General features: G+C 42.9%; 25 protein-coding genes. 23 read left to right on the plus strand and 2 right to left on the minus strand.

All coding sequences use genetic code 11. The features are described 5' to 3' along the window. The first annotated feature begins 32 nt into the window (after positions 1–32). From E4663_RS06275 to E4663_RS06310, 8 genes are all read left to right on the plus strand, one after another. A complete protein-coding gene (locus E4663_RS06275; protein ID WP_079480024.1) occupies positions 33–614 on the plus strand; it encodes a TetR/AcrR family transcriptional regulator in 582 nt (193 codons plus the stop codon). 36 nt (positions 615–650) lie between these two features. Further along, complete coding sequence (locus tag E4663_RS06280; RefSeq protein WP_135326975.1) at positions 651–1,670, plus strand: AbrB family transcriptional regulator; 1,020 nt, start codon at positions 651–653, stop codon at positions 1,668–1,670. Between the two features lie 69 nt (positions 1,671–1,739). Then, the gene (locus E4663_RS06285; protein ID WP_135326976.1) at positions 1,740–2,357 is read left to right on the plus strand and encodes an alpha/beta hydrolase; all 618 of its coding nucleotides are present in this window, start codon (positions 1,740–1,742) and stop codon (positions 2,355–2,357) included. A 58-nt stretch (positions 2,358–2,415) separates the two neighbouring features. After that, complete coding sequence (locus E4663_RS06290) at positions 2,416–2,619, plus strand: DUF6501 family protein (RefSeq protein ID WP_079480027.1); 204 nt, start codon at positions 2,416–2,418, stop codon at positions 2,617–2,619. Positions 2,620–2,774: 155 nt separating this feature from the next. Continuing rightward, complete coding sequence (locus E4663_RS06295; RefSeq protein ID WP_135326977.1) at positions 2,775–4,370, plus strand: amidohydrolase; 1,596 nt, start codon at positions 2,775–2,777, stop codon at positions 4,368–4,370. An 83-nt stretch (positions 4,371–4,453) separates the two neighbouring features. Next, positions 4,454–5,002, plus strand: coding sequence for a histidine phosphatase family protein (locus E4663_RS06300; protein ID WP_079480029.1), 549 nt, complete (start codon positions 4,454–4,456; stop codon positions 5,000–5,002). A 130-nt stretch (positions 5,003–5,132) separates the two neighbouring features. Beyond that, positions 5,133–5,372: an indolepyruvate ferredoxin oxidoreductase subunit alpha gene (locus E4663_RS06305; RefSeq protein WP_079480030.1), complete on the plus strand. Its 240-nt coding sequence runs from the start codon at positions 5,133–5,135 to the stop codon at positions 5,370–5,372. Positions 5,373–5,487: 115 nt separating this feature from the next. Next, positions 5,488–6,228, plus strand: a complete 741-nt coding sequence (locus E4663_RS06310) for an SDR family oxidoreductase (RefSeq protein WP_079480031.1) — start codon at positions 5,488–5,490, stop codon at positions 6,226–6,228. A 35-nt stretch (positions 6,229–6,263) separates the two neighbouring features. On the opposite strand, the gene E4663_RS06315 is transcribed toward E4663_RS06310, so the two are convergent. Continuing rightward, positions 6,264–6,539 carry an acylphosphatase gene (locus tag E4663_RS06315; protein WP_135326978.1) on the minus strand — a complete coding sequence of 92 codons (276 nt, stop codon included), beginning with the start codon at positions 6,537–6,539 and terminating at the stop codon, positions 6,264–6,266. An 87-nt stretch (positions 6,540–6,626) separates the two neighbouring features. Here E4663_RS06315 and E4663_RS06320 point away from each other — a divergent pair, with 87 nt between their 5' ends. The 15 genes from E4663_RS06320 (at position 6,627) to E4663_RS06390 (ending at position 22,649) form a co-directional block, all read left to right on the plus strand. Beyond that, positions 6,627–7,592 (plus strand): P1 family peptidase, encoded by a 966-nt coding sequence (locus tag E4663_RS06320; protein WP_135326979.1) that lies wholly within the window; start codon positions 6,627–6,629, stop codon positions 7,590–7,592. Positions 7,593–7,624: 32 nt separating this feature from the next. Then, positions 7,625–8,500, plus strand: a complete 876-nt coding sequence (locus E4663_RS06325) for an alpha/beta hydrolase (RefSeq protein ID WP_241657120.1) — start codon at positions 7,625–7,627, stop codon at positions 8,498–8,500. Next, positions 8,488–9,570 (plus strand): C45 family autoproteolytic acyltransferase/hydrolase, encoded by a 1,083-nt coding sequence (locus E4663_RS06330; protein ID WP_241657121.1) that lies wholly within the window; start codon positions 8,488–8,490, stop codon positions 9,568–9,570. The genes E4663_RS06325 and E4663_RS06330 overlap by 13 nt, the downstream gene beginning before the upstream one ends. A gap of 73 nt (positions 9,571–9,643) precedes the next feature. Continuing rightward, complete coding sequence (locus E4663_RS06335) at positions 9,644–13,231, plus strand: dynamin family protein (protein WP_158290433.1); 3,588 nt, start codon at positions 9,644–9,646, stop codon at positions 13,229–13,231. Between the two features lie 135 nt (positions 13,232–13,366). Continuing rightward, the gene (locus E4663_RS06340) at positions 13,367–13,855 is read left to right on the plus strand and encodes a superoxide dismutase family protein (protein WP_079480036.1); all 489 of its coding nucleotides are present in this window, start codon (positions 13,367–13,369) and stop codon (positions 13,853–13,855) included. 235 nt (positions 13,856–14,090) lie between these two features. Further along, complete coding sequence (locus E4663_RS06345) at positions 14,091–14,291, plus strand: cold-shock protein (RefSeq protein WP_079480037.1); 201 nt, start codon at positions 14,091–14,093, stop codon at positions 14,289–14,291. A gap of 73 nt (positions 14,292–14,364) precedes the next feature. Continuing rightward, on the plus strand, positions 14,365–14,574 hold the full coding sequence (locus E4663_RS06350) for a cold-shock protein (protein ID WP_079480038.1): 210 nt from the start codon (positions 14,365–14,367) through the stop codon (positions 14,572–14,574). Positions 14,575–14,668: 94 nt separating this feature from the next. Continuing rightward, positions 14,669–16,015 (plus strand): DUF2252 domain-containing protein, encoded by a 1,347-nt coding sequence (locus E4663_RS06355; protein ID WP_135326981.1) that lies wholly within the window; start codon positions 14,669–14,671, stop codon positions 16,013–16,015. Between the two features lie 75 nt (positions 16,016–16,090). Further along, positions 16,091–17,707: an ABC-F family ATP-binding cassette domain-containing protein gene (locus E4663_RS06360; protein WP_135326982.1), complete on the plus strand. Its 1,617-nt coding sequence runs from the start codon at positions 16,091–16,093 to the stop codon at positions 17,705–17,707. 304 nt (positions 17,708–18,011) lie between these two features. Beyond that, positions 18,012–18,806 carry a LysM peptidoglycan-binding and 3D domain-containing protein gene (locus tag E4663_RS06365; protein ID WP_135326983.1) on the plus strand — a complete coding sequence of 265 codons (795 nt, stop codon included), beginning with the start codon at positions 18,012–18,014 and terminating at the stop codon, positions 18,804–18,806. Between the two features lie 121 nt (positions 18,807–18,927). Beyond that, a complete protein-coding gene (locus E4663_RS06370; protein WP_135326984.1) occupies positions 18,928–19,923 on the plus strand; it encodes a zinc-dependent alcohol dehydrogenase family protein in 996 nt (331 codons plus the stop codon). A gap of 163 nt (positions 19,924–20,086) precedes the next feature. Further along, positions 20,087–20,467 (plus strand): helix-turn-helix transcriptional regulator, encoded by a 381-nt coding sequence (locus E4663_RS06375; RefSeq protein ID WP_135326985.1) that lies wholly within the window; start codon positions 20,087–20,089, stop codon positions 20,465–20,467. 11 nt (positions 20,468–20,478) lie between these two features. Continuing rightward, positions 20,479–21,483, plus strand: coding sequence for an LLM class flavin-dependent oxidoreductase (locus E4663_RS06380; RefSeq protein ID WP_135326986.1), 1,005 nt, complete (start codon positions 20,479–20,481; stop codon positions 21,481–21,483). Between the two features lie 74 nt (positions 21,484–21,557). Continuing rightward, positions 21,558–21,644 (plus strand): YjcZ family sporulation protein, encoded by an 87-nt coding sequence (locus E4663_RS06385; RefSeq protein ID WP_079480045.1) that lies wholly within the window; start codon positions 21,558–21,560, stop codon positions 21,642–21,644. A gap of 138 nt (positions 21,645–21,782) precedes the next feature. After that, positions 21,783–22,649: a CvfB family protein gene (locus E4663_RS06390; protein ID WP_135326987.1), complete on the plus strand. Its 867-nt coding sequence runs from the start codon at positions 21,783–21,785 to the stop codon at positions 22,647–22,649. Positions 22,650–22,730: 81 nt separating this feature from the next. On the opposite strand, the gene E4663_RS06395 is transcribed toward E4663_RS06390, so the two are convergent. Continuing rightward, entirely contained in the window at positions 22,731–23,171 is a 441-nt protein-coding gene (locus E4663_RS06395; RefSeq protein ID WP_158290434.1) for a YusW family protein, read from the minus strand. Positions 23,172–23,286 lie beyond the last annotated feature (115 nt).

Below are 23,286 nucleotides of genomic sequence, written 5' to 3' on the forward strand. Positions count from 1 at the left end.
GCTATAATAAAAGAAGATGTGAGGTGACACCCATGGGCAGAAAAAAAGTGTTGACTAAATGTGAGATTTTTGAAGTCACAAAAAACATATTGAAAGAAGAAGGACTTCATGGGGTGCATTTTAAAAATATTTCGGAGAAGCTTGAGGTTGGTAGAAGTACGTTGTACGAATACTTCTCCAACAAAGACGATTTATTGCTTGCTTATATGCAAAATCTCATGAAAGAGATGAATGATAAGGTGAATGGAATAGAAGATGACCTTCCGCCTAATGAAAAGTTATATCACCTTCTCTTGATTTTACTTGAACACTCGCAGCTTCATCAAATTGATCAAATGATACGAGATGTACAGTCCAGTAATAAACATGCGGCCGATTTCTATAGGGAGCAACTGCATGCGGATCTGATGCATACGTATAGTCTTATGACGAACTGGATTGAGGAGGCTAAAGATCAACGGATTTGGAAGACTACCATTGATTCTTCGTTGATTGGTGATCTTATGTTCCACTCCATTCTGTTTCCGAATAGGGACAGATTAGGCGTGGAAACAATGGCACGGCAATTGTTCGAAATGATTGAAAAAGGAATGGTAAACCGCTCTGTAAATTGAGAGCGGTTTCTTTTGTTGAATGGAAGGAGGTAGATGATGAAGACAATCCTGACCTATCTGATTGCACTGACTTTTGGAATCTTATTCGCTCTTGTACATATCCCGCTTCCGTTTATTTTGGGTCCTGTTGTCGGGTTGTTTCTATACAAAATCTTCATTGATAAGGAAATGGAGCAATGGTCGGGTGGGAAGAATATCGCTTATCTGGTGCTCGGAGTTCAGATCGGTTTAACTTTCACTTCAAAGACTTTCTCCGTCATTGGCCCTTACTTTTTCCCTTATACGTTTCTTAGTCTAACCATGATTGCCATCAGCATGGCTGTTGCCTATTGGATTGCGAGACAAACGAAGCTAGATACGACGACAAGTCTTATAGGTGCTGCCCCAGGTGGACTGTCTGCTATGATTGCAGTCAGTGAATCCTTTCAGGGGAGAACGGTCCTGGTGACAATCTTCCATACACTGCGGCTAGTTGCTGTCTTGTTTGTCGTCCCTTTCATAGCTACCCATTGGTTCACGGGCTTCTCCGCTGTAAATGCGGATGAGGCAGTGAATAACGGACCGATTTGGACGCTCTTAGTATATGTATTGCTGTTTCTCGTTGCGTATAAACTGAGATCGTTGATACCCGCTGCGCTTGTCATCATCCCAATGCTCGTCGTCGGTGGCTTTCAGGCATACGGTCTGTCGTTGTATCAATGGCCGAATTACGTATTTATCGCTGCGCAAGTGTTAATAGGCGTTCATCTAGGTACTTCTGTAAGTATGGAAGATGTGAAAGCTGCTGGAAAGTATAGTTTTCTATTCGCTGGCCTCTCTCTATTAATGATTGGGATCGGATGTTTGTTCGGTCTTTTACTTTCTGCATGGACAGGTATGGGGGTATTAACTGCTTTACTGGCACTTGCTCCAGGTGGCTTAGTAGAAATGGCACTTACAGCACAACAAACAGGAGCAGAGCCTTCTGTTGTCAGTTCGCTGCAAACAATCCGTTTATTGACCATTGTATTGATTCTACCTATGATCTTTAAATGGTGGCTACCCAAAGTGAAGTGACAGATTGATTGACATTATCTCGAATTAAAGATAAAATCAATGCAAGTTCCATTAGAGAGGAGGAGTATTATGCAACTTAATCACATTTTCAAAGAGGGAAAGTCAAAGGACGCTCCTGTCTTATTACTATTACACGGGACCGGAGGAACAGAACAAGATCTCCTTCCTGTTGCGCAGATGATCGACTCCGATGCCTCTGTACTTTCCGTTAGAGGGAACGTATCAGAAAACGGAATGCCAAGGTTTTTCAAACGTTTAAGAGAAGGTGTCTTCGATGAGGAAGATTTGATCGAAAGAACGGAAGAATTGAATTCCTTCTTGTCTGAAGCAGCAAAAGCATACGGGTTCGACCGTAATAAAGTGATTGCTGTCGGTTATTCGAATGGTGCCAATATTGCGGGAAGTCTTCTGTTCCACTATGAGAATAGTCTGAATGCGGCTTTATTGTTCCACCCGATGGTGCCAAGAAGAGGCATCCAACTTCCTGATCAAGACGGTGTTCCTGTATTCATCGGTGCAGGCGAGAACGATCCCATTTGCCCGGCACAAGAAACCGTCGATCTGAAAGAGCTTCTGGAAGGTGCTAATGCCAATGTAACCGATCACTGGGAGCAAATGGGCCACCGCTTAACGGAATCGGAAGTGAAAGCAGGAGCCAGCTGGTACCTTGAGAATGTTAAACAATGATTGAGACCTTTTTCTCTTTTCTGTATGATAGAAAGACGTAAGCAGAAGGAGGAAAATGATGATTCATAAAAATTGGGAAAATAACCCGACAATCAAGCAAATTGAGTGTGTCCACAATGATGCAGAGAAATTCGTTGTTGATTCTGTGCTGACACCTGGAAAAGTATATGATGTGAAGAATGAAAGTGAAGAATTTTATTTTGTTATCGACAATAGTGGTCGAATCGGTGGATTTTATAAGGATTATTTCAAAGAAGTATAACGGAGAGGGTTATCCCTCTCTGTTTTTTTTATGGTTTTATTTATCATTTAGCCTGTATAACATGGTGCTCCTCCACACAAGCCCTATGGAAAAAACGTTTATGTGTTTACGTTTTCGGGGAAGGCAAACTAGATAACAGTAAGAGGAGTGAAACCATGATTATTAATAATGTTCGTCTCTACCAACCCGCTCAAGCAATTCAAACACAAGGTCTACATGCAGTAGAATACCAGGATGGTAAAATCACTCACATCTATGATCAGCCTTATGAAGGACAGGAAGACGTTATAGATGGAAGAGGCAAGGTGTTGGCACCTGCCTTCAATGACAGCCACATGCACTTGCTCAGGTTCGGATTGTTGAAAAAAGAATTGGATTTGACTGAAGTGACGAGCTGGGCAGAAATGAAAGAGCTGGTGGAAAATCACTATGACAAGATTCAAGAGTATGATTGGATTTTCGGTAAAGGGTTCAATGATGCAAACTTTACGGATATGGACCGACTCCTCACGCCTGAAGACCTCAGCGAAATTCATGTGAATGCCTATATTTACTTCATGCACCAAGACGGTCATGAGTGTGTCATCAGTGAGAAAGCAATGGAGCTATTGAAAAAAGAAAAAGATTTTGAAAAAGAACCGGAAGAATTCAAAGAAAAGGATGAAGAAGGTAACTGGACAGGCCGATTCAAAGACACTGCAGTCCATTACATCAAGCATCACTTTTGGGGAAGGTCCGTAGAGGATGCTAAAGAAGCGATCAAGTGTGCTACGCCATATTTAAGTGAAGTAGGAATCACGTCTGTGCACACGGATGACATCAATTTCATCGGATCTTATGATAAGTTGTGGCATGCCTACACAGAATTAGAACAAGAAGGAAACCTACCGATCGATGTTCATCTCCATCACTATATCTTCAACATTGATGATCTACACAAATACTTAGAAACGAACACGAAAAGAACTGGGGATGGAACCGATCAAGTGAGAGTAGGTTCGGTGAAAATCTTTCTTGATGGAACGCAGCGACTTCATACAGCCGCAATGCGTAATCCTTACCCAGACAATCCAAATACACACGGGACGCTAATCTATGATCAAGATCAACTGAATGAAATGGTGAAAGTAGCCAGTGAGAACGGAATGCAGGTAGCCATGCACGCAATTGGTGATCGCGCCGTTGAGCAAGCGGTGACGGCGCTTGGACAATCTGAAGCGCATACGGCACAGTTAAGACACCGGATCATACATGCACAAACTTTGGCACCAGATTTAATTAAAAAATTAAGGGAAGTCAAGCCTTATATTGAAACTCAACCCTCCTTTTTGCTAAGTGAATGGAGCGAAAAAGATAAATGGACACCGAAAGAATTGGTTCCTTATTGCGACGCTTACGAGAGCATTCGAAAAGAACACATCCCTATGACTCTAAGTTCTGATTTGCCGATTGGTTCACTTGACCCTCTGGAGAGCATGTACGCAGCTGTAACACGCATGGATTTAGACGGGAAGCCAGAAGGTGGCTGGATGCCACAAGAGAAGCTGACGGTCGATCACGCGTTTCAAGGATTTACGAATCTTCCAGCAGAACTCGAATATAAAGATTCTGAGAAGGGCAGACTAGAAGCTGGTTATCAAGCTGATTTAGTTTTGTTAGATCAACATCCACTCGAAGTAGAAGAGGACCAACTGCACAATATACAAGTTTGTAGAACGTGGCATAGAGGAAAACAAGTATATAAGAAGTGACATTTTTCCCTTGCTTTCCTTGTCAGACTTTGTTCCATAGGCGATAATAAACTATAAGGTGAAGGAAAGGGGAGAGAAAGTAAATGGTAAAGCTTATTTTAGTGCGACATAGTGAGGCAGAAGGTCAGCATGAAGATTCCCCATTATCAAAGCATGGCGTTAGACAATCGAGAGCGCTGGCTCAATTTCTTGATCAGTCTGGTTATGACATCGACCGAATCGTATCCAGTCCCTATTTGAGAGCGGTGGAAACCATAAAACCATACGCTTCGATGAAAGGCCTTACCATCGAGACCGATGAACGACTGGAAGAGCGGATTTTAAGTCATGAACCGTTGGATGATTGGGAAGAAGTCCTTCACGACACTTTCCAAGACCACGACCTTAAGTTCAGTGGCGGAGAATCCTCTAAAGAAGCAAAAGAGCGCATCAACGAACTCGTTGACGAGTGCGAACAGCACGACAACGGAAATGTCCTCCTTGTGACACACGGTAACCTACTCGCTTTACTCTTACAGAAGTATAACCGTGAGATCGGTTTCTACCACTGGAAGAGGTTATCGAATCCAGATGTTTTCGTTGTTCAGAAACAAGGTGGCGAATATACCGTCGAACGAGTCTGGGACCAATAAGAAAAGAAGACGCGAAGAATTGCGATTTTTGTAGAGAATCGTTATGATAGATTGTGGTGTTTACTTAAACCTTAACCGGTGAATAGTAGGAATAAGCACATAAATAGATGGAACAAAGGAGGAGAATTCGTTGGCATTTGTAATTACATCTCCGTGTAAAGATGAAAAAGCAGCGGAATGCATGGACGTATGTCCTGTCGATTGTATTGAAGAAGGAAAAGATATGTTCTACATCGACCCGGCTATCTGCATCGACTGTGGCGCTTGCGAAGCGGTTTGCCCTGTAGAAGCGATTTATATCGAAGACGAGGTGCCGGAAGAAGAGCAGCAATACATCGAAATTAACAAGAAGTTCTTTGAAGAACAATAAAGCACATAATAAAACCGCCCTGCACATTGCAGGGCGGTTTTTCTATAGTCAAATGCATAACACGAAAGGCTAAAGGGTAAATACATAAAGTATTTCTAATGAGGAGGGACTGCAATTGACTCAACTTAGCAATCAAACAGCAATCATCACGGGTGCAAGCAGTGGGATCGGAGAAGCTATTGCCCATCGCTTAGCGGATCAAGGAGCGAACGTCGTCCTGGCAGCCCGCCGTTCCGAGCGCTTGCAAGAGCTTAGTGCTGATATTGAAAAACAATATGGAACAAAAGCGAAGGTCGTGGAAACGGATGTAACGAACAAGGAAGAGGTGGAAAACCTTGTCAAGGAAGCATATGACTCGTTTGGCAGCGTCGATATCTTCGTGAACAATGCAGGAGTCATGCTCTTGTCATTCTTGAAAAACGATCACGTCGAAGAATGGGAACAGATGGTTGATGTGAATATTAAGGGAGTACTCTACGGAATCCATGCAGCCTTACCAACAATGCTTGAACAAGGTTCAGGCCATATGATCAACGTTTCTTCCGTGGCGGGCCACGAAGTATTCCCATCAAGTACTGTATATAGTGCTACCAAATATGCTGTGAAAGCATTGTCCATGGGGATGGAAAAAGAATTGGCATCTACAAACGTGAGAGTCACTAACATTTCTCCAGGTGCGGTAGATACCGAACTTACTGATCACATAACAGACGATGATGTTCTAGAAATGTTCAAAGACCGCAGTATGACGCCATTAAATGCAGAAGATATTGCTGCAGCTGTTACGTATGCTGTCACACAACCTAAAAATGTAAATGTGAATGAAGTGATTGTAAGACCGTTAAACCAATCATAAAGAGAAAAGGACCGCAGGCATTGAACTGCGGTCCATTAATGTATTACTTGAAATTTATTCTCTTTTTGAGTGGGCTCTTTCTTCGAAACGTCCATATGGCGGACTTTAGCAAATGGGCTTGGACCTTTTTCTATTTCCTGTTCCAAATGGTCAAGCTGATCCGAATTCCCTTCAGCCTCCAGTTCGACCGTTCCATCTGATTTATTCTTAATCCAGCCATTCACCTCGAGTCGAACGGCCACTTGTTGGACACTGGCACGGAATCCAACGCCTTGGACGCGGCCGTGAACGATAATATGTCTTCTCTCCACAGAGAAACACCTCCTTGTATGCTCTACGTATGATAGCTTTCCCTAAATACAGGGGTATAGAAACCTAAAACCAAAGGAGATGAATCGATGAAGCAGATTTCAATCAGTGAAGTGGAAGGATTCGGAATTGGTCATGCTACAGATGAAGAAGCTGCAACAGGGTGCAGTGTCATTTTCTCTGAGCAAGGCGCGGTTTCAGGTGTTGATGTCCGTGGAGGTGCGCCTGGGACTCGTGAGACGGATCTACTCAGACCTGAAAATTTAGTCGAACGTGTACATAGCATCTTTCTCTCAGGTGGCAGTGCATATGGGTTGGAAGTCGGCACAGGAGTTATGCAGGCACTAGAGGAAGATTCCATCGGATTTGACGTCGGGGTTGCAAAAGTTCCGATCGTTCCAGGTGCAATTCTTTTCGATTTAACGATTGGAAGGGCTGATGTAAGACCGGATGCTGCCATGGGTTACGAGGCATGTAGGAATGCTATGAAGAGGATTCCATTTTCCTCCGGAAATATCGGAGCGGGAACAGGAGCAACCGTTGGAAAAATCAAAGGACCTCTCTATTCTATGAAGGGGGGCATGGGACAGTATGCCATTCAAGTTGGAGATTTGCAGATCGGAGCGGTTATCGCAGTAAACAGTTTTGGAGACGTCGTGGACACAGAGTCCGGCGCATTGATTGCCGGCGTTCAAGACCAGGGGCAATTTTTGAACACGGAAGACCTGTTGATCCGCCAAATGCATGAAGAGAAGACGAACCGATTTGGTGAAAACACAACCATCGGAGCAATCGTTACGAATGCAAAGCTCACGAAGTCACAAGCGACGAAAATGGCTTCCATCGCTCATGATGGTTTAGCAAGAACCGTTCGCCCTTCCCATGCATTTGTGGATGGTGATACACTTTTTTGCCTTTCTTCCGGTGATATCCAGGTGGATCTCAACAGCTTAGCATCACTGGCTGCAATGGTAGTAGAACGTGCCGTCGTTGATGCTTTGAAGTCCGCTGATTCCCTGCACGGAATCACAGCTTCTCGGGATCTGAAGAGGTAAGGGAATAAATGAAATACGTTTATGAATAAGTGATGAGAACATTACAATTTTCTAATGAAGAAGGATGTGTTGGTATGGGACAAGAACATTGGCTTACGTATCGAGGTAGAGACTTTGCAAAATTACAGTACGCCTATTTCGAGCACAGTAAAGGAAAACAAAAGACTGCATTTATTATGATCCACGGTATCACGGCGGAACTTGAACACCATAAAGAGATGGTGGATGCGCTCCAAGTGAATGCGGATTTATTTTTACCGATCCTAAGAGGGTATGACCGTCTGAATAAGAGAGGGGATCTTGACTATTTCGCTCAATACGATGACGATTTATTGGACTTTATTCATTATGTAGAAAAGCTCGGCTATGATCGTATCGTACTTGCCGGACATTCTATGGGGTGCGCGAATATCCTCCGCTTGTTAAAGAATAATCCGGAAGTAGTGGACCGTATTCTATTTATTTCCCCGTTTTTCCACCCTACTTTACCTGTCTACCGGGATGATGCAACAGAACAGTTCAAGCCTGAAACCGATGTTCATTATACAGTATATAGCAAGAAAGCAGGGCTTTTGATGACGTTATATAAACTAAACATTCCACATTTCTCCCATAAAACCGTCGCAGAAATTCCAGATGAATTTGATGCACAAGGAGTCCTGTCATTGAGTTTCCGTCTGTTGGCATCAAGATTTTTGGAGAAGCTGCCCCCTGATTTATTTGAGGGTTATTCGGATCGAATCAAAACTTTGGTAGGTGCTGATGACGAAGTAGTAGATGCAGAAGCCTTAGCAAGTTGGTATAAGGATTCTTTCGACCTGGAAGTAGAAATCATACCAGATACGGATCATAACCGGATATTACATGATGAAGAGGCTCATCGCTCGATTGCAAGGTGGTTATCATAGAAGCGGATACTGGTCGCAAAATATTTAGTGATGTCATTTCATTCCGAGGAAGTTATTATGACTTCGGTAAGATGCAGGGCTCACGTTTAAAGGAATCGTTGTTGTTTGAGTATCATAAGCGAAGAAGGAAGAAATCGAAGCGTAAATATTCAGTCGACTTTATGGAAGCAAGGAAAATCTTCTTACGTTATGTACCAGGGCTGTGGGAGGAACTTGAGGGATTAGCAGATGGTCTTGGATGGTCGATAGAGGAAGTCGCTCATGAATACAGTGGATGGCAACAGGAATGGGAAGGAAGCGGGTGCTCCATATTCACGTCGAAAGACTTCATGGCGCGCAATTACGATTATTATCCGAAAACATATGAAGGTCGGTTCATGCTGTTTGATCCAACGGATGGCTATGCAACCATCGGTCCTGCTCAACGGATTATTGGACGAACAGACGGGATGAATGAGCATGGATTATCGGTCGGATACAATTTCGTCAACCGGATAAAGCCGCTGGATGGCTTGATTTGCTGTACGATTACCAGATTTATATTGGAGACGTGTAAGACGACGGAAGAAGCGGTGGATCTGCTGCATGACCTACCGCATCGTCATTCTTTTAATTATGTCATTTTCGACCGACACCGTCGTTCGGCCATCGTGGAAGGATCACCACGAGGGGTGAAATCGAGGGATGGGTTTGTGTGTACGAACCACTTTAACGACATTCCTGGTGAGAACAGGCGGCACTTAGGAAGCTCTAAGGAACGGCTCAAGATAATGGAGGGTGATGTAAGCGAAGTAGAAACTCCAAAAGAGGCTTTCCTTTATCTAAACGAAGCAAATGGACCGATTTTCTCGAAAAAGTACGATCGGTGGGATGGGACGATTCACACTAGTACGTATCAAACGTCGAATTTAAACGTATGGTTCGGGGTCGGTGGAGATGCTACCCCCGTGAAGTTTGATTTTCGTCGCTGGTTACAAGGGGAAAGAAATCAAGTGAAGAAAATCCTTGGTATCCTAGACACGTCCGTACCCATTCCCTATATGGACGGACTGACTAGCAGAAATACTTGAGAAAACCTTTACACAACAAGTAAACTATAGTGGAAGCATATTCTCTAAAAGGAGACAACTAATGACTGCCACTATGACTAATACAAAAGAAACTTTATCATACTTATATCATCAATTACGAAATCAGGATGAAAATGCTAGAACAAAAATTCTTGATCTAGTTGAAAAATACCAAGCGCGTCAAAAAAGGATTGGGTTTGCCGGCCACTTTTCTGCTGGTAAATCCACTTTAATCAATAAGCTGCTGGAAAGAGAGTTACTTCCTTCGAGTCCGATACCTACTAGTGCGAATATTGTCCACTTGAAAGAAGGAGAGCCATATACGACGGCATATTTTAAAAACGATCCGCCAGCTAAGTTTGAGGGGGATATCGATTTTGATACAGTTAAGTCGCTATGTAAAGATGGAGATCGCATCACCCGGGTCGATATTAGCAGGTGCCGAACCGGTCTTCCGGAAGACATCACTCTCCTCGACACACCAGGCGTCGACTCTACGAATGACGCAGACCGTCTCATAACCGAGTCCTCCCTTCATACAATGGACTATTTATTTTACGTTATGGATTATAATCACGTTCAATCAGAAGTGAACTTGAAGTTTTTGTCTGAAATGCAAGGTAGAGGGGTTCCATTCTCCGTCGTCATAAATCAAATCGATAAGCATGACGAACAAGAATTGTCTTTTGAAGGGTTCACGAGCAGTGTCGCTTCTTCACTACGGCAGTGGGGAATAGAGCCTGAACAAATTTACTACATTTCCTTAAAGGACCTTACTGCCAAGCATAATCAATGGGAAGCAGTTAGCAACGATTTTCGTATGCTTTTTGATAAACTCGAGGGGAATTTGGACAGCAGTATATTACATCAGGCAGAGTACGTGTTAAACGAAAGTCTGAAAGATAAGCAGACGGACATCGATGCGCAATTGGATGAACAGAATGAGCGGTATGATGAATTGTCCACCCAAGTACCCGAACAGGCTAAGGAGAGCTTTCGATCTTTCGAAGAGATTAAGAAGGAAGCGGAGGCACGTTTTCAAAAGGAGGTTCGTTCTTTCATTCCCAACGCTTATTTGATGCCAGGTAGACTGCGGGATGATGCAGAGGCCTTTTTACACTCTGTACAGCCGAAATTCAAAGTAGGTCTCTTATTCTCGAAGCGGAAAACGGAGGAAGCTCAATCTGAACGTGAAAATAATTTCTATGAAGCGCTGCTCGAAATTGTAGAGAAGAACTTGCTATGGCCATTGCGGGATCGGATGGGTAAACTAGCAGATGATTACCATGTCGGGGCTGCTGTGCAGGAAACGATCCAACAAAATCCTTTCAAATATGATAAGGAGCGACTCCACGACCTGGTTGAGTCTGGTGCTGAAGTGACAGGCGCTTACGTTCTACGCTATACCGATCAAGTGGCAAACGACATCCAGCAGAAGATGAAGTCTCATGTAACTTTTTGGTGGGACACTTTTGTAAATGCATTAGAGCGAAATAGCGAACAAAATGAGCGCGAAAATACGGAAGCGTATGATGTTGTTCATCGTATGCAGGAAATAGAGCAGATACAAGCGCGACTTAAACAAGAGCGGAAGCACTTAGCTACTACTTATGAAAACTGGTTCCATTCTCCACTCGCTACGGTCGAAATGGAAAAAGAAGTGCAAACGGCTTTAAGGAACCGTGAAGAATCTATTCAGGTAGCCGACCCGTTTTCTAGAAATTCTACACCTGATCCTAAAGAGGAAGAAAAGGAAACGGAATGTGTTGATGTTTCTAGCTCCCGTTCTACAAAAGAGAAGCTTCTTACAACGATGGATCAATTTGTTGAGCATGCCGGTCACATAGACGGTCTGGAAGAACTGTTCAAGCAGTTGGAGGAGAAAAGGGAGCGGTTGGAACACCGTAACTTTACCATTGCTCTATTCGGTGCATTCAGTGCAGGGAAGTCTTCTTTTGCAAATGCCTTGTTGGGGGAATCGTTGCTCCCTTCGTCACCGAATCCGACAACGGCGACTATCAATAAGATATCTCCACCAGGTACGCATGCGCACAAAACCGTAAAAGTGTTCATGAAGACAGAACACGACATGCTTGAGGATCTGTCAGAGGCCTTAGAACTATTGCATATCGACACGACGGACTTAGAGGCAGTTTTCAATCAGTTAAATTTGGTTTCCGAGAAAGACTGGAATCAATTGAGTCAGAAAAAGCGCGGATTCCTTCAAGCTTTCCGAGAAGGGTATTCGGAGCTTGAGGAAAGGATCGGAACGTCGTTCATCGTGGAGTGGGATTTATTTGAATCCTATGTATCAATCGAACGATATTCCTGCTTTGTGGAATCAATGGAGCTCTTTTATGATTGTGAGTGGACGAAAAAGGGCATCACCTTAGTTGATACCCCAGGTGCAGACTCGGTCAATGCAAGACATACGGATGTTTCATTTGAATACATCAAAGATGCAGATGCGATTCTGTTTGTGACGTATTACAATCACCCTTTCTCTAAAGCAGACCAATCTTTCCTCACTCAGCTCGGGAGAGTGAAAGACAGCTTTGCTATGGACAAGATGTTCTTCTTGGTCAATGCGAGCGACTTAGCAGCTTCTGAAGAAGAACTTGCTTTTGTAGAATCCTATATATCGGAACAATTGGAGCGGTTCCAAATACGAAATCCGCGACTCTTCTCCTTATCGAGTAAAAGGGCGTTGGAGGAGAAACGATTTAATTCCTCTTCAAAGGATTCAGGAATTCAAGCATTTGAAGATAGGTTTGAAATGTTTTTGGAAGAAGAGCTCCAGCAGGTACTGATCGAGTCGATGTGGGAAGATATGCACACCATCACCCATACGATTCATTCCTTCATTCAATATGGAAAGCTAAATGAAGAGGAGCGGAAAGAACAACTTCAGCGTCTGGAAGAAGATAGAGACCGGGCCGAGAGACGGTTGCAAAACGTCCACATTTCATCCGAACTTGCACCAATTGAAAATAAAACAGAGAAACAAGTTCACTACGTACACGAGCGCATGATGCTAAACGGGAACGACCTGTTCAAGCAACACGTTAATCCCGCAACTATCGACGGCCAGAGCGATTCTCCGAGAGAACAGTTGAAACAAGCGCTCTTCCATTTCAGTGAAGAAGTAAATGAGGAGAGAAAGCAGGAACTAAGGGCGGTCAGTGTAAGGTTGGAGCGAATGATTCAAGAACGTTTGGAAGAAGAGAAGGAACGTTTGATGAAAGACCTTCGTACCATACAAGATTCATTGGCGTTGCAAATGCCGGATTGGGAACCGATTACAGTGCCTACATTCAAAGAAGCGGACTTCTTTACAGACAAAGAGATCCAAGCGTTATCTAAGTCTTTCCGTAATACGAAAAGCTTTTTTGAAAAGAATGAGAAAGAGCTGGTGAAAGAAGATTTGCTGATTCAGTTAGCTCCGAAACTAAAAGAGGTACTGAATGAAGATGAACTGACGATTCGGACATACTATCAAACGTATTGGAACGAGCGGTACAATCGAGCTCTTGAAGAATGGTCGAAGCAACTTGAATCCAGTTTTGACAGACTTCAGTATCGCCTCAGTCACCCTGTTTCGATTGCTGAGCTTGAGAGGACACAAGAACAGGTAGAACATTTAGTGGAACGTTCTAACTAATGTAGAAGTGACATACACTTATTACACACCCCCTCGAAGCGAAGGATCCTTCCTCCTTCTTCGCTTCGGGGGTCTTTTTTATTCATATGGAGGAGTAGTATCACATACATTGTAACGACAAGGAGGGATAGGTTTATGTACGCACAGCCTTATAGACAAACGTATGCATCAGAGGTGGCAAAAGTGAACTTTCTATCGAGTCCTCTTGCACCGAATTTAAAAGGTACGATGCAGTTTTATCAGATGCCATATGGCGTAGAAGTGTTTGTTCAACTCGAAGGGCTTCCGAGCTTCAAGAAAACAAAGTCCAAACAAATCGGCCCTCATGGTTTCCATATTCATGAGAAGGGTGTCTGTGAAATCGGAGACGGTAAAGAACCCTTTAGTAGCGCTGGTGGTCACTGGAATCCGGATAATCAGCCTCACGGAAATCACGCTGGCGATTTTCCTGTACTGTTTTCCAATCAAGGGCGCGCCAGAATGATCTTCTTTACGGACCGTTTTCAAGTGAAAGATATTATAGGTAAGTCTGTCATCATCCATGAGGGGCCGGACGACTATAAATCCCAACCAAGTGGAGCATCTGGAAAAAGAATCGCATGTGGAATTATTGAAAGAGGATAAAAATATGGTATAAATGGAAGAGGTATCGTATATACTGTTTATGTAGGCTGTTAAGGACGCTAACTTGACTTCACCGGTGAGTCATAGTAAAGTAGTCTATAGGGAAGAGAATACCAAGGTACATTATCACCTATTATAAAGAGTGATCAACTATTTGGTACTTTTTATAATATGTGATTTTTTCTATCTTGCAAAACGCATATTAATTTTAAGAAATATTGGAGGATCCATTCCTATGAAAACAGGTACAGTTAAGTGGTTCAACGCGGAAAAAGGTTTCGGTTTTATTGAGGTTCAAGGAGAAGACGACGTATTCGTTCACTTCAGTGCGATCAACGAAGAAGGTTTCAAATCCCTTGAAGAAGGTCAATCTGTAGAGTTCGAAATTACAGAAGGCAACCGCGGACCACAAGCTGCAAACGTAACTAAATTGTAAGTCCAAATAAAAAAAGACTGGCTTTGAATGTCAGTCTTTTTTACATAATTTATGTCTAGAGGAGGCTTAACCGATGGCATTCGGTAAAAAGAATCAGGCAGAAATTAAAGAAGAAGAAACAAAAATCTGGGTATGTGAATCTGACGATTGCAATTGCTGGATGAGAGATAACTTCCGAACAAACGAAGAAAATCTTTGTCCGATGTGCGGGAGCAAAATGGTAGAAGAAAACAAAGTGCTTCAAGTAGTCGAAAATAATAGTTTATATTATAAACAGAAATAATTGCACGAAGCGGCTGTCTTACATAAGACAGCCGCTTTTTGTTTACCTGAAATGGCCAAAGGGAAATGATTCGTATCGAATAGGAGGGACGACAATGGACCACCAACTAGAACAAGTTATTACAACCAAGCAACGACTGAGAAAGCAGACGATCCATACTATTTTGGAACAATTCGACGGAAAACATATGAAGTTGTCTCAAGGTAGTCGGAAGAAAAAATATGACAAAATGCGTCAAGACCCCTATAGCTTCTTCAGAGGGAGTGCGTACCTGTTTTTCTACGATGTAACAGACCTTCCCTTTGCCTTCCATACTCCGAAGGACAAACCGACTTGGATCATGGGGGATATGCACGCTGACAATTTCAGCGGCTTCCAGAATGAGGATCACGACATCGTCTTTGATGTGGACGACTTCGATGAGGGATACTTAGGATCTTACCTATACGATGTACTGCGGATGGCAACAAGCATCCGACTTATGACTTCTCAACACGAGTTTCTTGAGGAAGAACAAGATGAGTTCGTCGACGCATATTTAAAACGATATGTGAAGCAGCTCGAGGCTTTTCATAAAGGGGAAGATGACCCGAAAGATTTCTTCTTCACAGTAGAGAACACGAAAGGGCCAATCAAAAAAACTCTTAAGAAATTAGAAAAGCGCAAGCACTCGCATGAACTGGATAAACAAACAGTAGTCGACCATGATTCGATTCGTTCCTTTGATATCGGAAAAGATAAACTATCTTCTGTTTCCAAGCAGGAAAGGAACGACTTATCTGCAGCATGGAACGATTACATCGTATCTCTAGATCAGGATGACAGGCACGAGGATTCTTTTTATAAGATTAAGGACGTAGTGAAGAAGAAAGGGTCAGGAATCGGCTCGACTGGTCTTGAACGATTCTATATATTGATCGAAGGTAGTGATGCAGAAGGGAACCATGATGACATCATTCTAGAGGCGAAAGAAGCGAGAACACCGATTCCTGCTTACTTCTTCCCGTACGATGAGCAGTTTTGGCAAGATAATAAACACCAAGGAAAACGAGTCATTCACACCCAGAAGGCCATGCACCATAAAGAAGACCCTTATCTTGGCTACTTCTCCTTCCATGGTAAGGACTTTTATGTAAGAGAGCGGTCGCCATTCTCGAAGGAATTGAAAGATAAACATTGGCAGGACCACAAAGATGTAAAACGAACAATGAAGACGATGGCTGCCATCAGTGCTAAAGCCCATGCAAGGGCAGATGTCGACATTGATGAAGGGGTAATGGATTATCATAGTGAAGAGGCTATACTCGAAGCGATCGGCTCGAGCAAAAAACTGTTCCGCCACCAGCTGAGCGTTTGGTCTAAGTATTACCAAACGGTAGTAGAACAGGACTTTGAATTGTTCAAAGAATGGTTGATTGAACAGGAATACTTTAAATCGTAGCAGACACCTGTCATAAGCTAAAGAACAATGATATAATCGTCTTGGTGTATATTCATTAACTGGAGGATTATCTATATGTTAAACGTAAATAATGTAAGTCTTCGTTTCGGTGATCAGAAACTGTTTGAAGACGTAAATATAAAGTTCACTCCTGGTAACTGTTACGGATTGATCGGTGCGAACGGTGCAGGGAAGTCTACTTTCTTAAAAATCTTGAGCGGGGAACTTGAACCACAGACAGGTGACGTCTCGCTTAAAAAAGATCAGCGCTTAGCTGTCTTGAAACAAAATCATTTCGAATATGATGAGTACAAAGTGCTGGATACCGTAATTATGGGCCATAGTCGTCTTTATGAAGTAATGCAGGAGAAAGATGCTATTTATATGAAAGGCGATTTCACAGAAGAAGATGGAATGCGCGCAGCGGAACTCGAAGGAGAGTTCGCTGAAATGAATGGTTGGGAAGCAGAATCTGATGCTGCCCGTCTCCTTACAGGTCTAGGCATTTCAGAAGACCTTCATGATAAACAGATGGCGGACATTGCTGCTTCTGAAAAAGTGAAGGTGCTTCTCGCCCAAGCTCTATTCGGAAATCCAGACGTGCTTCTACTCGATGAGCCGACCAACCACCTGGATATCAAAGCTATTCAGTGGCTGGAAGACTTCTTGATCGATTTTGAGAACACGGTCATCGTCGTTTCCCACGACCGTCACTTCTTGAACAATGTTTGTACGCATATTGCTGACTTGGACTTCGGGAAGATTCAAGTCTATGTCGGTAACTATGACTTCTGGTATGAGTCCAGTCAGCTTGCGATGAAGATGTCTCAAGAACAGAACAAGAAAAAAGAAGAAAAAATGAACGAACTGAAAGAATTTATCGCACGATTCAGCGCCAATGCGTCGAAGTCCAAACAAGCCACGTCCCGTAAGAAGCAATTAGAGAAGATATCTTTAGATGATATTCAGCCTTCTTCTCGTAAGTACCCTTATATTGCTTTCAAAGCGGACCGTGAAATTGGTAATGACATGCTGGTCGTAGAGAATCTTTCTAAAACGATCGATGGTGTGAAGGTACTGGACAATATCAGCTTCACCTTAAATCCAAATGATAAAGTCGCGCTAGTTGGAGCGAACGAAATTGCAAAAACGACTCTATTCGAGATTCTGATGGGCAATATGGAGCCGGATGAAGGGACTTATAAGTGGGGTGTCACTACATCTCAAAGTTATTTCCCTAAAGACAACTCTGAGTTCTTTGAAGGTTCCAACTTGAACCTCGTCGAATGGTTGAGACAATATTCACCTGAAGACGAAACGGAAACGTTCTTGCGCAGCTTCCTTGGTAGAATGTTATTCTCAGGGGAGGAAGCATTGAAAAATGCAAGTGTCCTATCAGGTGGCGAGAAAGTGCGCTGCATGCTATCTAAAATGATGCTTTCAGGCGCAAACGTGCTTGTCCTTGACGAACCGACGAACCACTTAGACTTAGAATCCATCACTTCCTTGAACAAAGGATTGATCAACTTTAAGGGATCGGTCATTTTCGCTTCACACGACCATGAATTCGTCCAAACGATCGCTAACCGTATTGTAGAAATTACACCAAGCGGTAAGGTCATGAATAAAGAGATGACGTATGATGAATATCTAGCGGATAGTGACGTTCAAAAACAGCTAGCTTCTATGTAATTTCAAAAAGTCTGCCTATTTTGGCAGACTTTTTTTGTTTTTTTATAAATTCTTCAAAAGTCGAATTTGTTACTTTTCATAAACGGTTCGCAGTCAGAAAATGACGAATGGACAGGTATTGCGTCCGCTTGTAGTAGATAATCTTGTACAATAGTCGACATGTAATCTTGACGAAATATAGGTGTCACGATTGATAAGAAACTGTCATGCTACTGTTCTTCCTATAAATCTAGATTCTGGTAATCTTGTACCCAGAAGAGGTTATCCGAACCGGATAGCACCTAACTCAGGGGGAGGCAGAAATATGAAAAAAATGATATTTTCACTAATCTTTACTGTCGCTTTTATTTTGGTAATGGGTAGTACGGTTCATGCAGACTCTTATACAATCAGAAAAGGAGATACACTTTGGGGCATTTCCCAGAAGTTCAATGTGAGTGTCCAGAAACTTAAGGAGCGCAACAGCTTATCCAGCAATCTTATTTATCCTAATCAGACTCTTGAGATATCTGCTAACGTCGTACGTAATACATCCTCTGCTTACACAGTACGTAGAGGGGATACGCTATCAAAAATTGCTAATGCAAACGGCGTATCGGTCAACCAGTTGATGAGTGCGAACAACTTAAGCTCTACGTTGATCTATCCAGGAGATCGGTTGGTAATGAGTGGTCAAGCATCTGCTGAAGTACAATCGAATTCACCTACTAAAAAGGCAAGCGCACCTAAGAAGTCTAGTTCAAATGAGAAGAAATCCACTGTGAAATCTTCTTCTACCAATGAGCCTTCAAGATCAAGTGAAGCGGTCCATACATTCACTGCAGAAGCAACGGCTTATACGGCCTTCTGTAATGGGTGCAGCGGAGTTACTGCTACAGGAATTGATTTGAGAGCAAATCCTAATCAGAAGGTCATCGCCGTTGATCCAAGTGTGATACCATTAGGTTCCAGGGTTTATGTCGAGGGATACGGAACGGCTATTGCAGGAGATACTGGAGGCGCCATTAACGGAAATCGAATTGACGTCTTCATCCCTAATAAAAGTGAAGCTTTGAAGTTTGGAAGAAGATCTGTAACAGTAAAAGTACTAAGTAAATAACAAAGGACTCCACGCTCTATGCAGCGTGGAGTTTTTCTATGTGCAAAAGGTATAACTAGCCTTTTTAATTCGTTGTTGATAGACTTAGACTCAAACTGTTAGGAATGAGGAGGAATTGTTTATGAAAGCTATTGTACATAAAGGAAAAGACGGATTGGAAGGCCTATCTATACAGGACATGAAAGCACCTTCTGTGTCATCTAACGAGGTGAAAGTCAAAGTAAAAGCTGCAGGGTTGAATCGCCGGGACTTAGCTGTTGTAACGAAGCGGCATAAAGCGGAGGATCCTGCCCTTATTCCTGGATCGGATGCTGCTGGAATTGTCGAGGAAGTCGGGGAGGACGTTACTCGTTTCTCTGTAGGGGATGAAGTGATCGTAAACCCTGGACTTGGTTGGAAGGAGCGTAGTGAGGCACCTCCTGAGGGGTTTGAGATCGTTGGTTTACCTTACCATGGAACGTTTGCAGAGTACTACACGTGCACGGAAGACCATGTAGAGAAAAAGCCGGATCATTTATCGTTTGAGGAAGCGGCTGTACTGCCACTTGCTGCGCTTACGGCTTATCGTGCCTTATTCTCAAGAGGAGACTTATCAGAAGGGCAAACGGTCATGCTTCCTGGCATCGGGAGCGGTGTGCTGACATATGCTTTGCTTTTCGCGAAAGCGAGGGGAGCGCGTGTGATCGTAACGTCTCGTTCGGAAGAAAAGCTCAACAAAGCACTTGAGCTCGGAGCGGATGTAGCTATTTCCACTAGCAGTGATTGGACAGAGGAATTAGAAGGAGAACAAGTGGATTTGTTACTTGAAAGTATCGGACAAGCTACCTTCGAAAAATCACTTGGCATTATTCGCAAAGGCGGGACCATCGTAACATTCGGAGCAACAACAGAAGACCAGGTCTCCATCAATATCCGCAGCTTCTTTTACGGTCAATACAAACTGATTGGTTCAACAATGGGCAGCGCAGAAGAATTAAGAGCCATGTTGGCCTATGTAGCAGAACACGACATCAAACCTCAATTAGACCAGATGTTTCGAATGGATCAATACCAAGAAGCTTTTCAATACCTACAGAACAGCAAGAATTTCGGAAAAATTGGCTTCATCATCGATTAATGCTCTTTCTTAAAACTTAGTAGCAACTCCGAATCATAAAACCAAACAAATGATTAACAACCGAACGAATGATTAACAACCGAACGAATGTGCGTAATAGTGGACAACCAACCCTCTGTGTATAGTAAAATATGTATAAAAGGTACATAGAGGAGGATGCGTCATGTCTCATAAAAACAACCCGAAGCGCTTCGCTCTGAATATGAGTGCAGCTCAATTTACGAAGTTCTATATTATGCACTTATTGCAAGTCTCTCAACCGATGATCAGTGAACAATTTAAGAAAGAATTCAAGAAACTCACAAAAAACTGGATACCTGCACCGTCTACGTTACTAGACACCCTGCATGATATGACGGAAGAGGGCTTATTGTACCGTAAGGAAGATTATAAAAGTCACGATAAAAAAAGGCAGAAAGTGTATTGGTACTACTTGTCCGATGCCGGAAAAGAAGAGTTCGATGTATTGAAAAAACGTTATAAAATACTTTTTGAAGAACAAATCGATATTCTAAATAAAATCATGAAAGAAGTTTACCGCTAGGAGGATCACCGATGAACTTAAAGCTCAGCGTATTAGACCAGAGTCCCATTCCGAAAGGGCAAACTGCCACACAGTCCCTTCACGATACCATTGAATTAGCAAAATGGACAGAACAATTGGGCTATCACCGGTACTGGGTTGCTGAGCACCATAACACGAATGGACTTGCAGGTAGTTCACCTGAGATATTGATTGGGCAGATTGCTGCAGCTACCGATCGTATTAGAGTAGGTTCTGGTGGTGTACTCCTTCCACAGTACAGTCCTCTTAAAGTAGCTGAACAGTTCAGAATGTTAGAAGCTTTCTATCCGGGACGGATCGATCTTGGATTGGGGCGCTCTCCGGGAGGCGGTAAGAAGACGAGGACCGCATTGACAGATGGGTACGATAAGCCGCTAAGCTCATTCTCAAGACAAGTGAAGGATCTAATTCATTACTTGAATGACGATTTACCCAAAGGTCATGATTACTACGGTGTACATGCAAGGCCTGATACACCAAGACAACCAGAAGCATGGATACTGGGGTTGACAGAACGTGGAGCGAAACACGCCGCTGTTAACGGAACAGGTTTTACTTTCGGCCACTTCATCAACCCTGATCATGCTAAAGAAGCATTCCAGGCTTACCGGGATCGTTTCAAACCTTCTCCACATTGCCCAGAGCCAGTGACCAATGCTTGTATATTTGTGGTATGTGCGGAAACGGAGCAAGAAGCCGAGGAGCTTGCTTTGAGCCAAGATCTCTGGTTACTTCAAGTTGAAAAAGGCCTGGAAACCAGAGTACCTTCTGTTGAAGAAGTTAAGGCGATGTCCTTTTCTGAGACTGAGAAAGTTAAGATGAAGGCAAACCGTAAAAGGTGTATTATCGGAAATCCTGACCAAGTGTATAAACAATTGACAGAGCTTTCCTCCCGTTATGGAACGGACGAATTTCTGATCATTACGAACATCTTTGACTTTGAAAAGAAAAAAACAAGTTATAAGTTGATTTCAGATGCATTCAACACTTTCTAAATGAAAATTAATCCTTTCACCCATACACATTACCATCTCCTTTCATATACAAGAAGGAAAGGGGGTAATGCGAAATGAGTGAAGGTTATGGTGGAGGATTTGCTCTAATCGTTGTCTTGTTCATTCTCCTAGTTATTATTGGAGCTTCTTGGTGGTATTAATCCACCATCCAGAAAAGGTACGGCTGCTGCCGTACCTTTTTTCATGTACATATTAGGATCCTTGTCGATTTCTGTCTTACTTTTGTGTACACTAGAGTGTGGAAGCGATACTCGCGAAATGAAGGAAGGCGAATAAATATGAATCAAAAATATCTTGGCACCAGCCAACAAGCTATAGTAAAGAAAAAAATCACGAATGGATTCGTTGTTAATGTATTTGAAGATGAAGTGACACTGCCGGATGAGTCGGTTACAGAAGATATTGAATTGGACCAGGAGATTGAGGTTTTTCTCTACCTAGATAAAAAGGGTAGACTAACCGCGACGATGGAAGAGCCGCACGTCTCACGTGATTCGTACGGATGGGCAGAAGTCCAAGAAGTCGTTCCCCATATGGGAGTATTTGTAGATATCGGACTTGAAGGTAAAGAAATGCTCGTATCTTCTGATGACCTACCACTTCTTAATTCCGTTTGGCCACAAAATGGAGACAACTTATTTGTCAGTTTAGAGGTTGATAAAAAAGGCCGCCTATTGGCAGAGCCAATATCGGAAGAAGAGGTAATGGACGACCTTGAGAGGGCACCAGAGACTCTCATGGGGGAAGAAGTCGTCGCAAGAGTGTACAAGGCTACCAAGGCCGGTTCTGCTGTTCTGACAGGTGATGGACACCGTGGTTTCATCCATCCAACAGAACGTAAAGAAGAGCCAAGACTCGGCCAGACCGTCGAGGCAAGGGTGATTGCAGTAAAAGAGGATGGTACCTTAAACCTTTCCCTACGTCCATTAAAACAGGAGAGCCGTAAAGAAGATGCGGAAGTAATTTATGACTACCTGGTGGAGAATGACGGTGTGATGGACTTTCATGATAAGAGTGACCCAGAAGAGATCCGTGAAACCTTCCAGATCAGCAAAGGAGCATTTAAAAGAGCTCTAGGAAAACTGCTGAAGGAGAATCGTGTCGAACAAAAAGAAGGACGTACCGTAATCAAGCACGACTCTTGATTCAAACTTAGTAGCAACTCCGAACAAAAAATAAAAAAACAATCAATAAGCCTCCGGACACTGATCCAGAGGCTTATTTGTCTATCTCTGATAGGATTTTTGCAAGCCGTTCGCAAACTGGACGTCCAGCATAAACCTTTTGTATGACTCTTTCAACCCTAACGTTCGCAAGACATCTTCTATCACTTGGTCTTCCTGTGTATCTTCATTAAAACTCATCTCCATCAAATGTGGTGAAAGTTGGTCGAACGCGTCTGTTCCGAACACAGTTTGATCCTTCAATTCATGAATTTGGGCAATTTTTTGATGTTGATCAAATAGCACTTCATAGCTTAAACCTTTTTCATAATCGACTCGCAGCAGAAATTTTTCATAGTTGAAATCGGGTTCTTTCTCCTCGTTCTCACCATAATTAGTCTGTGTCACTAATTGTTGGTCGAGGGGTGCTTCTTGATAACGCCCGCATCCCAACAATAATATGGAAAGCAGTACTAATAGAAAACAGCACTTCATAATCTTCATTTTGAACCTCCTTTTCAGCTGGTTTTCTTTCAGGATGCCCATAACTTCAAACAATCATAACGATCGGAGCAGATTCTTTTATGAAGAGATTCGTAAGTGTTAGAATACGGTTAAT

Source organism: Halobacillus salinus, assembly GCF_004684905.1.
Classification (GTDB): domain Bacteria; phylum Bacillota; class Bacilli; order Bacillales; family Halobacillaceae; genus Halobacillus; species Halobacillus salinus.

Excerpts from the sequence above, each read along its gene's own strand:
- E4663_RS06355 (WP_135326981.1), top strand. The coding sequence starts at position 14,669 with ATGGACCACCAACTAGAACAAGTTATTACAACCAAGCAACGACTGAGA.
- E4663_RS06390 (WP_135326987.1), top strand. The coding sequence starts at position 21,783 with ATGAATCAAAAATATCTTGGCACCAGCCAACAAGCTATAGTAAAGAAA.
- E4663_RS06290 (WP_079480027.1), top strand. The coding sequence starts at position 2,416 with ATGATTCATAAAAATTGGGAAAATAACCCGACAATCAAGCAAATTGAG.
- E4663_RS06375 (WP_135326985.1), top strand. The coding sequence starts at position 20,087 with ATGTCTCATAAAAACAACCCGAAGCGCTTCGCTCTGAATATGAGTGCA.
- E4663_RS06325 (WP_241657120.1), top strand. The coding sequence starts at position 7,625 with ATGAGAACATTACAATTTTCTAATGAAGAAGGATGTGTTGGTATGGGA.
- E4663_RS06280 (WP_135326975.1), top strand. The coding sequence starts at position 651 with ATGAAGACAATCCTGACCTATCTGATTGCACTGACTTTTGGAATCTTA.
- E4663_RS06340 (WP_079480036.1), top strand. The coding sequence starts at position 13,367 with ATGTACGCACAGCCTTATAGACAAACGTATGCATCAGAGGTGGCAAAA.
- E4663_RS06380 (WP_135326986.1), top strand. The coding sequence starts at position 20,479 with ATGAACTTAAAGCTCAGCGTATTAGACCAGAGTCCCATTCCGAAAGGG.
- E4663_RS06275 (WP_079480024.1), top strand. The coding sequence starts at position 33 with ATGGGCAGAAAAAAAGTGTTGACTAAATGTGAGATTTTTGAAGTCACA.
- E4663_RS06360 (WP_135326982.1), top strand. The coding sequence starts at position 16,091 with ATGTTAAACGTAAATAATGTAAGTCTTCGTTTCGGTGATCAGAAACTG.
- E4663_RS06350 (WP_079480038.1), top strand. The coding sequence starts at position 14,365 with ATGGCATTCGGTAAAAAGAATCAGGCAGAAATTAAAGAAGAAGAAACA.
- E4663_RS06370 (WP_135326984.1), top strand. The coding sequence starts at position 18,928 with ATGAAAGCTATTGTACATAAAGGAAAAGACGGATTGGAAGGCCTATCT.
- E4663_RS06285 (WP_135326976.1), top strand. The coding sequence starts at position 1,740 with ATGCAACTTAATCACATTTTCAAAGAGGGAAAGTCAAAGGACGCTCCT.
- E4663_RS06395 (WP_158290434.1), bottom strand. The coding sequence starts at position 23,171 with ATGAAGATTATGAAGTGCTGTTTTCTATTAGTACTGCTTTCCATATTA.
- E4663_RS06365 (WP_135326983.1), top strand. The coding sequence starts at position 18,012 with ATGAAAAAAATGATATTTTCACTAATCTTTACTGTCGCTTTTATTTTG.
- E4663_RS06320 (WP_135326979.1), top strand. The coding sequence starts at position 6,627 with ATGAAGCAGATTTCAATCAGTGAAGTGGAAGGATTCGGAATTGGTCAT.
- E4663_RS06300 (WP_079480029.1), top strand. The coding sequence starts at position 4,454 with ATGGTAAAGCTTATTTTAGTGCGACATAGTGAGGCAGAAGGTCAGCAT.
- E4663_RS06335 (WP_158290433.1), top strand. The coding sequence starts at position 9,644 with ATGACTAATACAAAAGAAACTTTATCATACTTATATCATCAATTACGA.
- E4663_RS06345 (WP_079480037.1), top strand. The coding sequence starts at position 14,091 with ATGAAAACAGGTACAGTTAAGTGGTTCAACGCGGAAAAAGGTTTCGGT.
- E4663_RS06295 (WP_135326977.1), top strand. The coding sequence starts at position 2,775 with ATGATTATTAATAATGTTCGTCTCTACCAACCCGCTCAAGCAATTCAA.
- E4663_RS06385 (WP_079480045.1), top strand. The coding sequence starts at position 21,558 with ATGAGTGAAGGTTATGGTGGAGGATTTGCTCTAATCGTTGTCTTGTTC.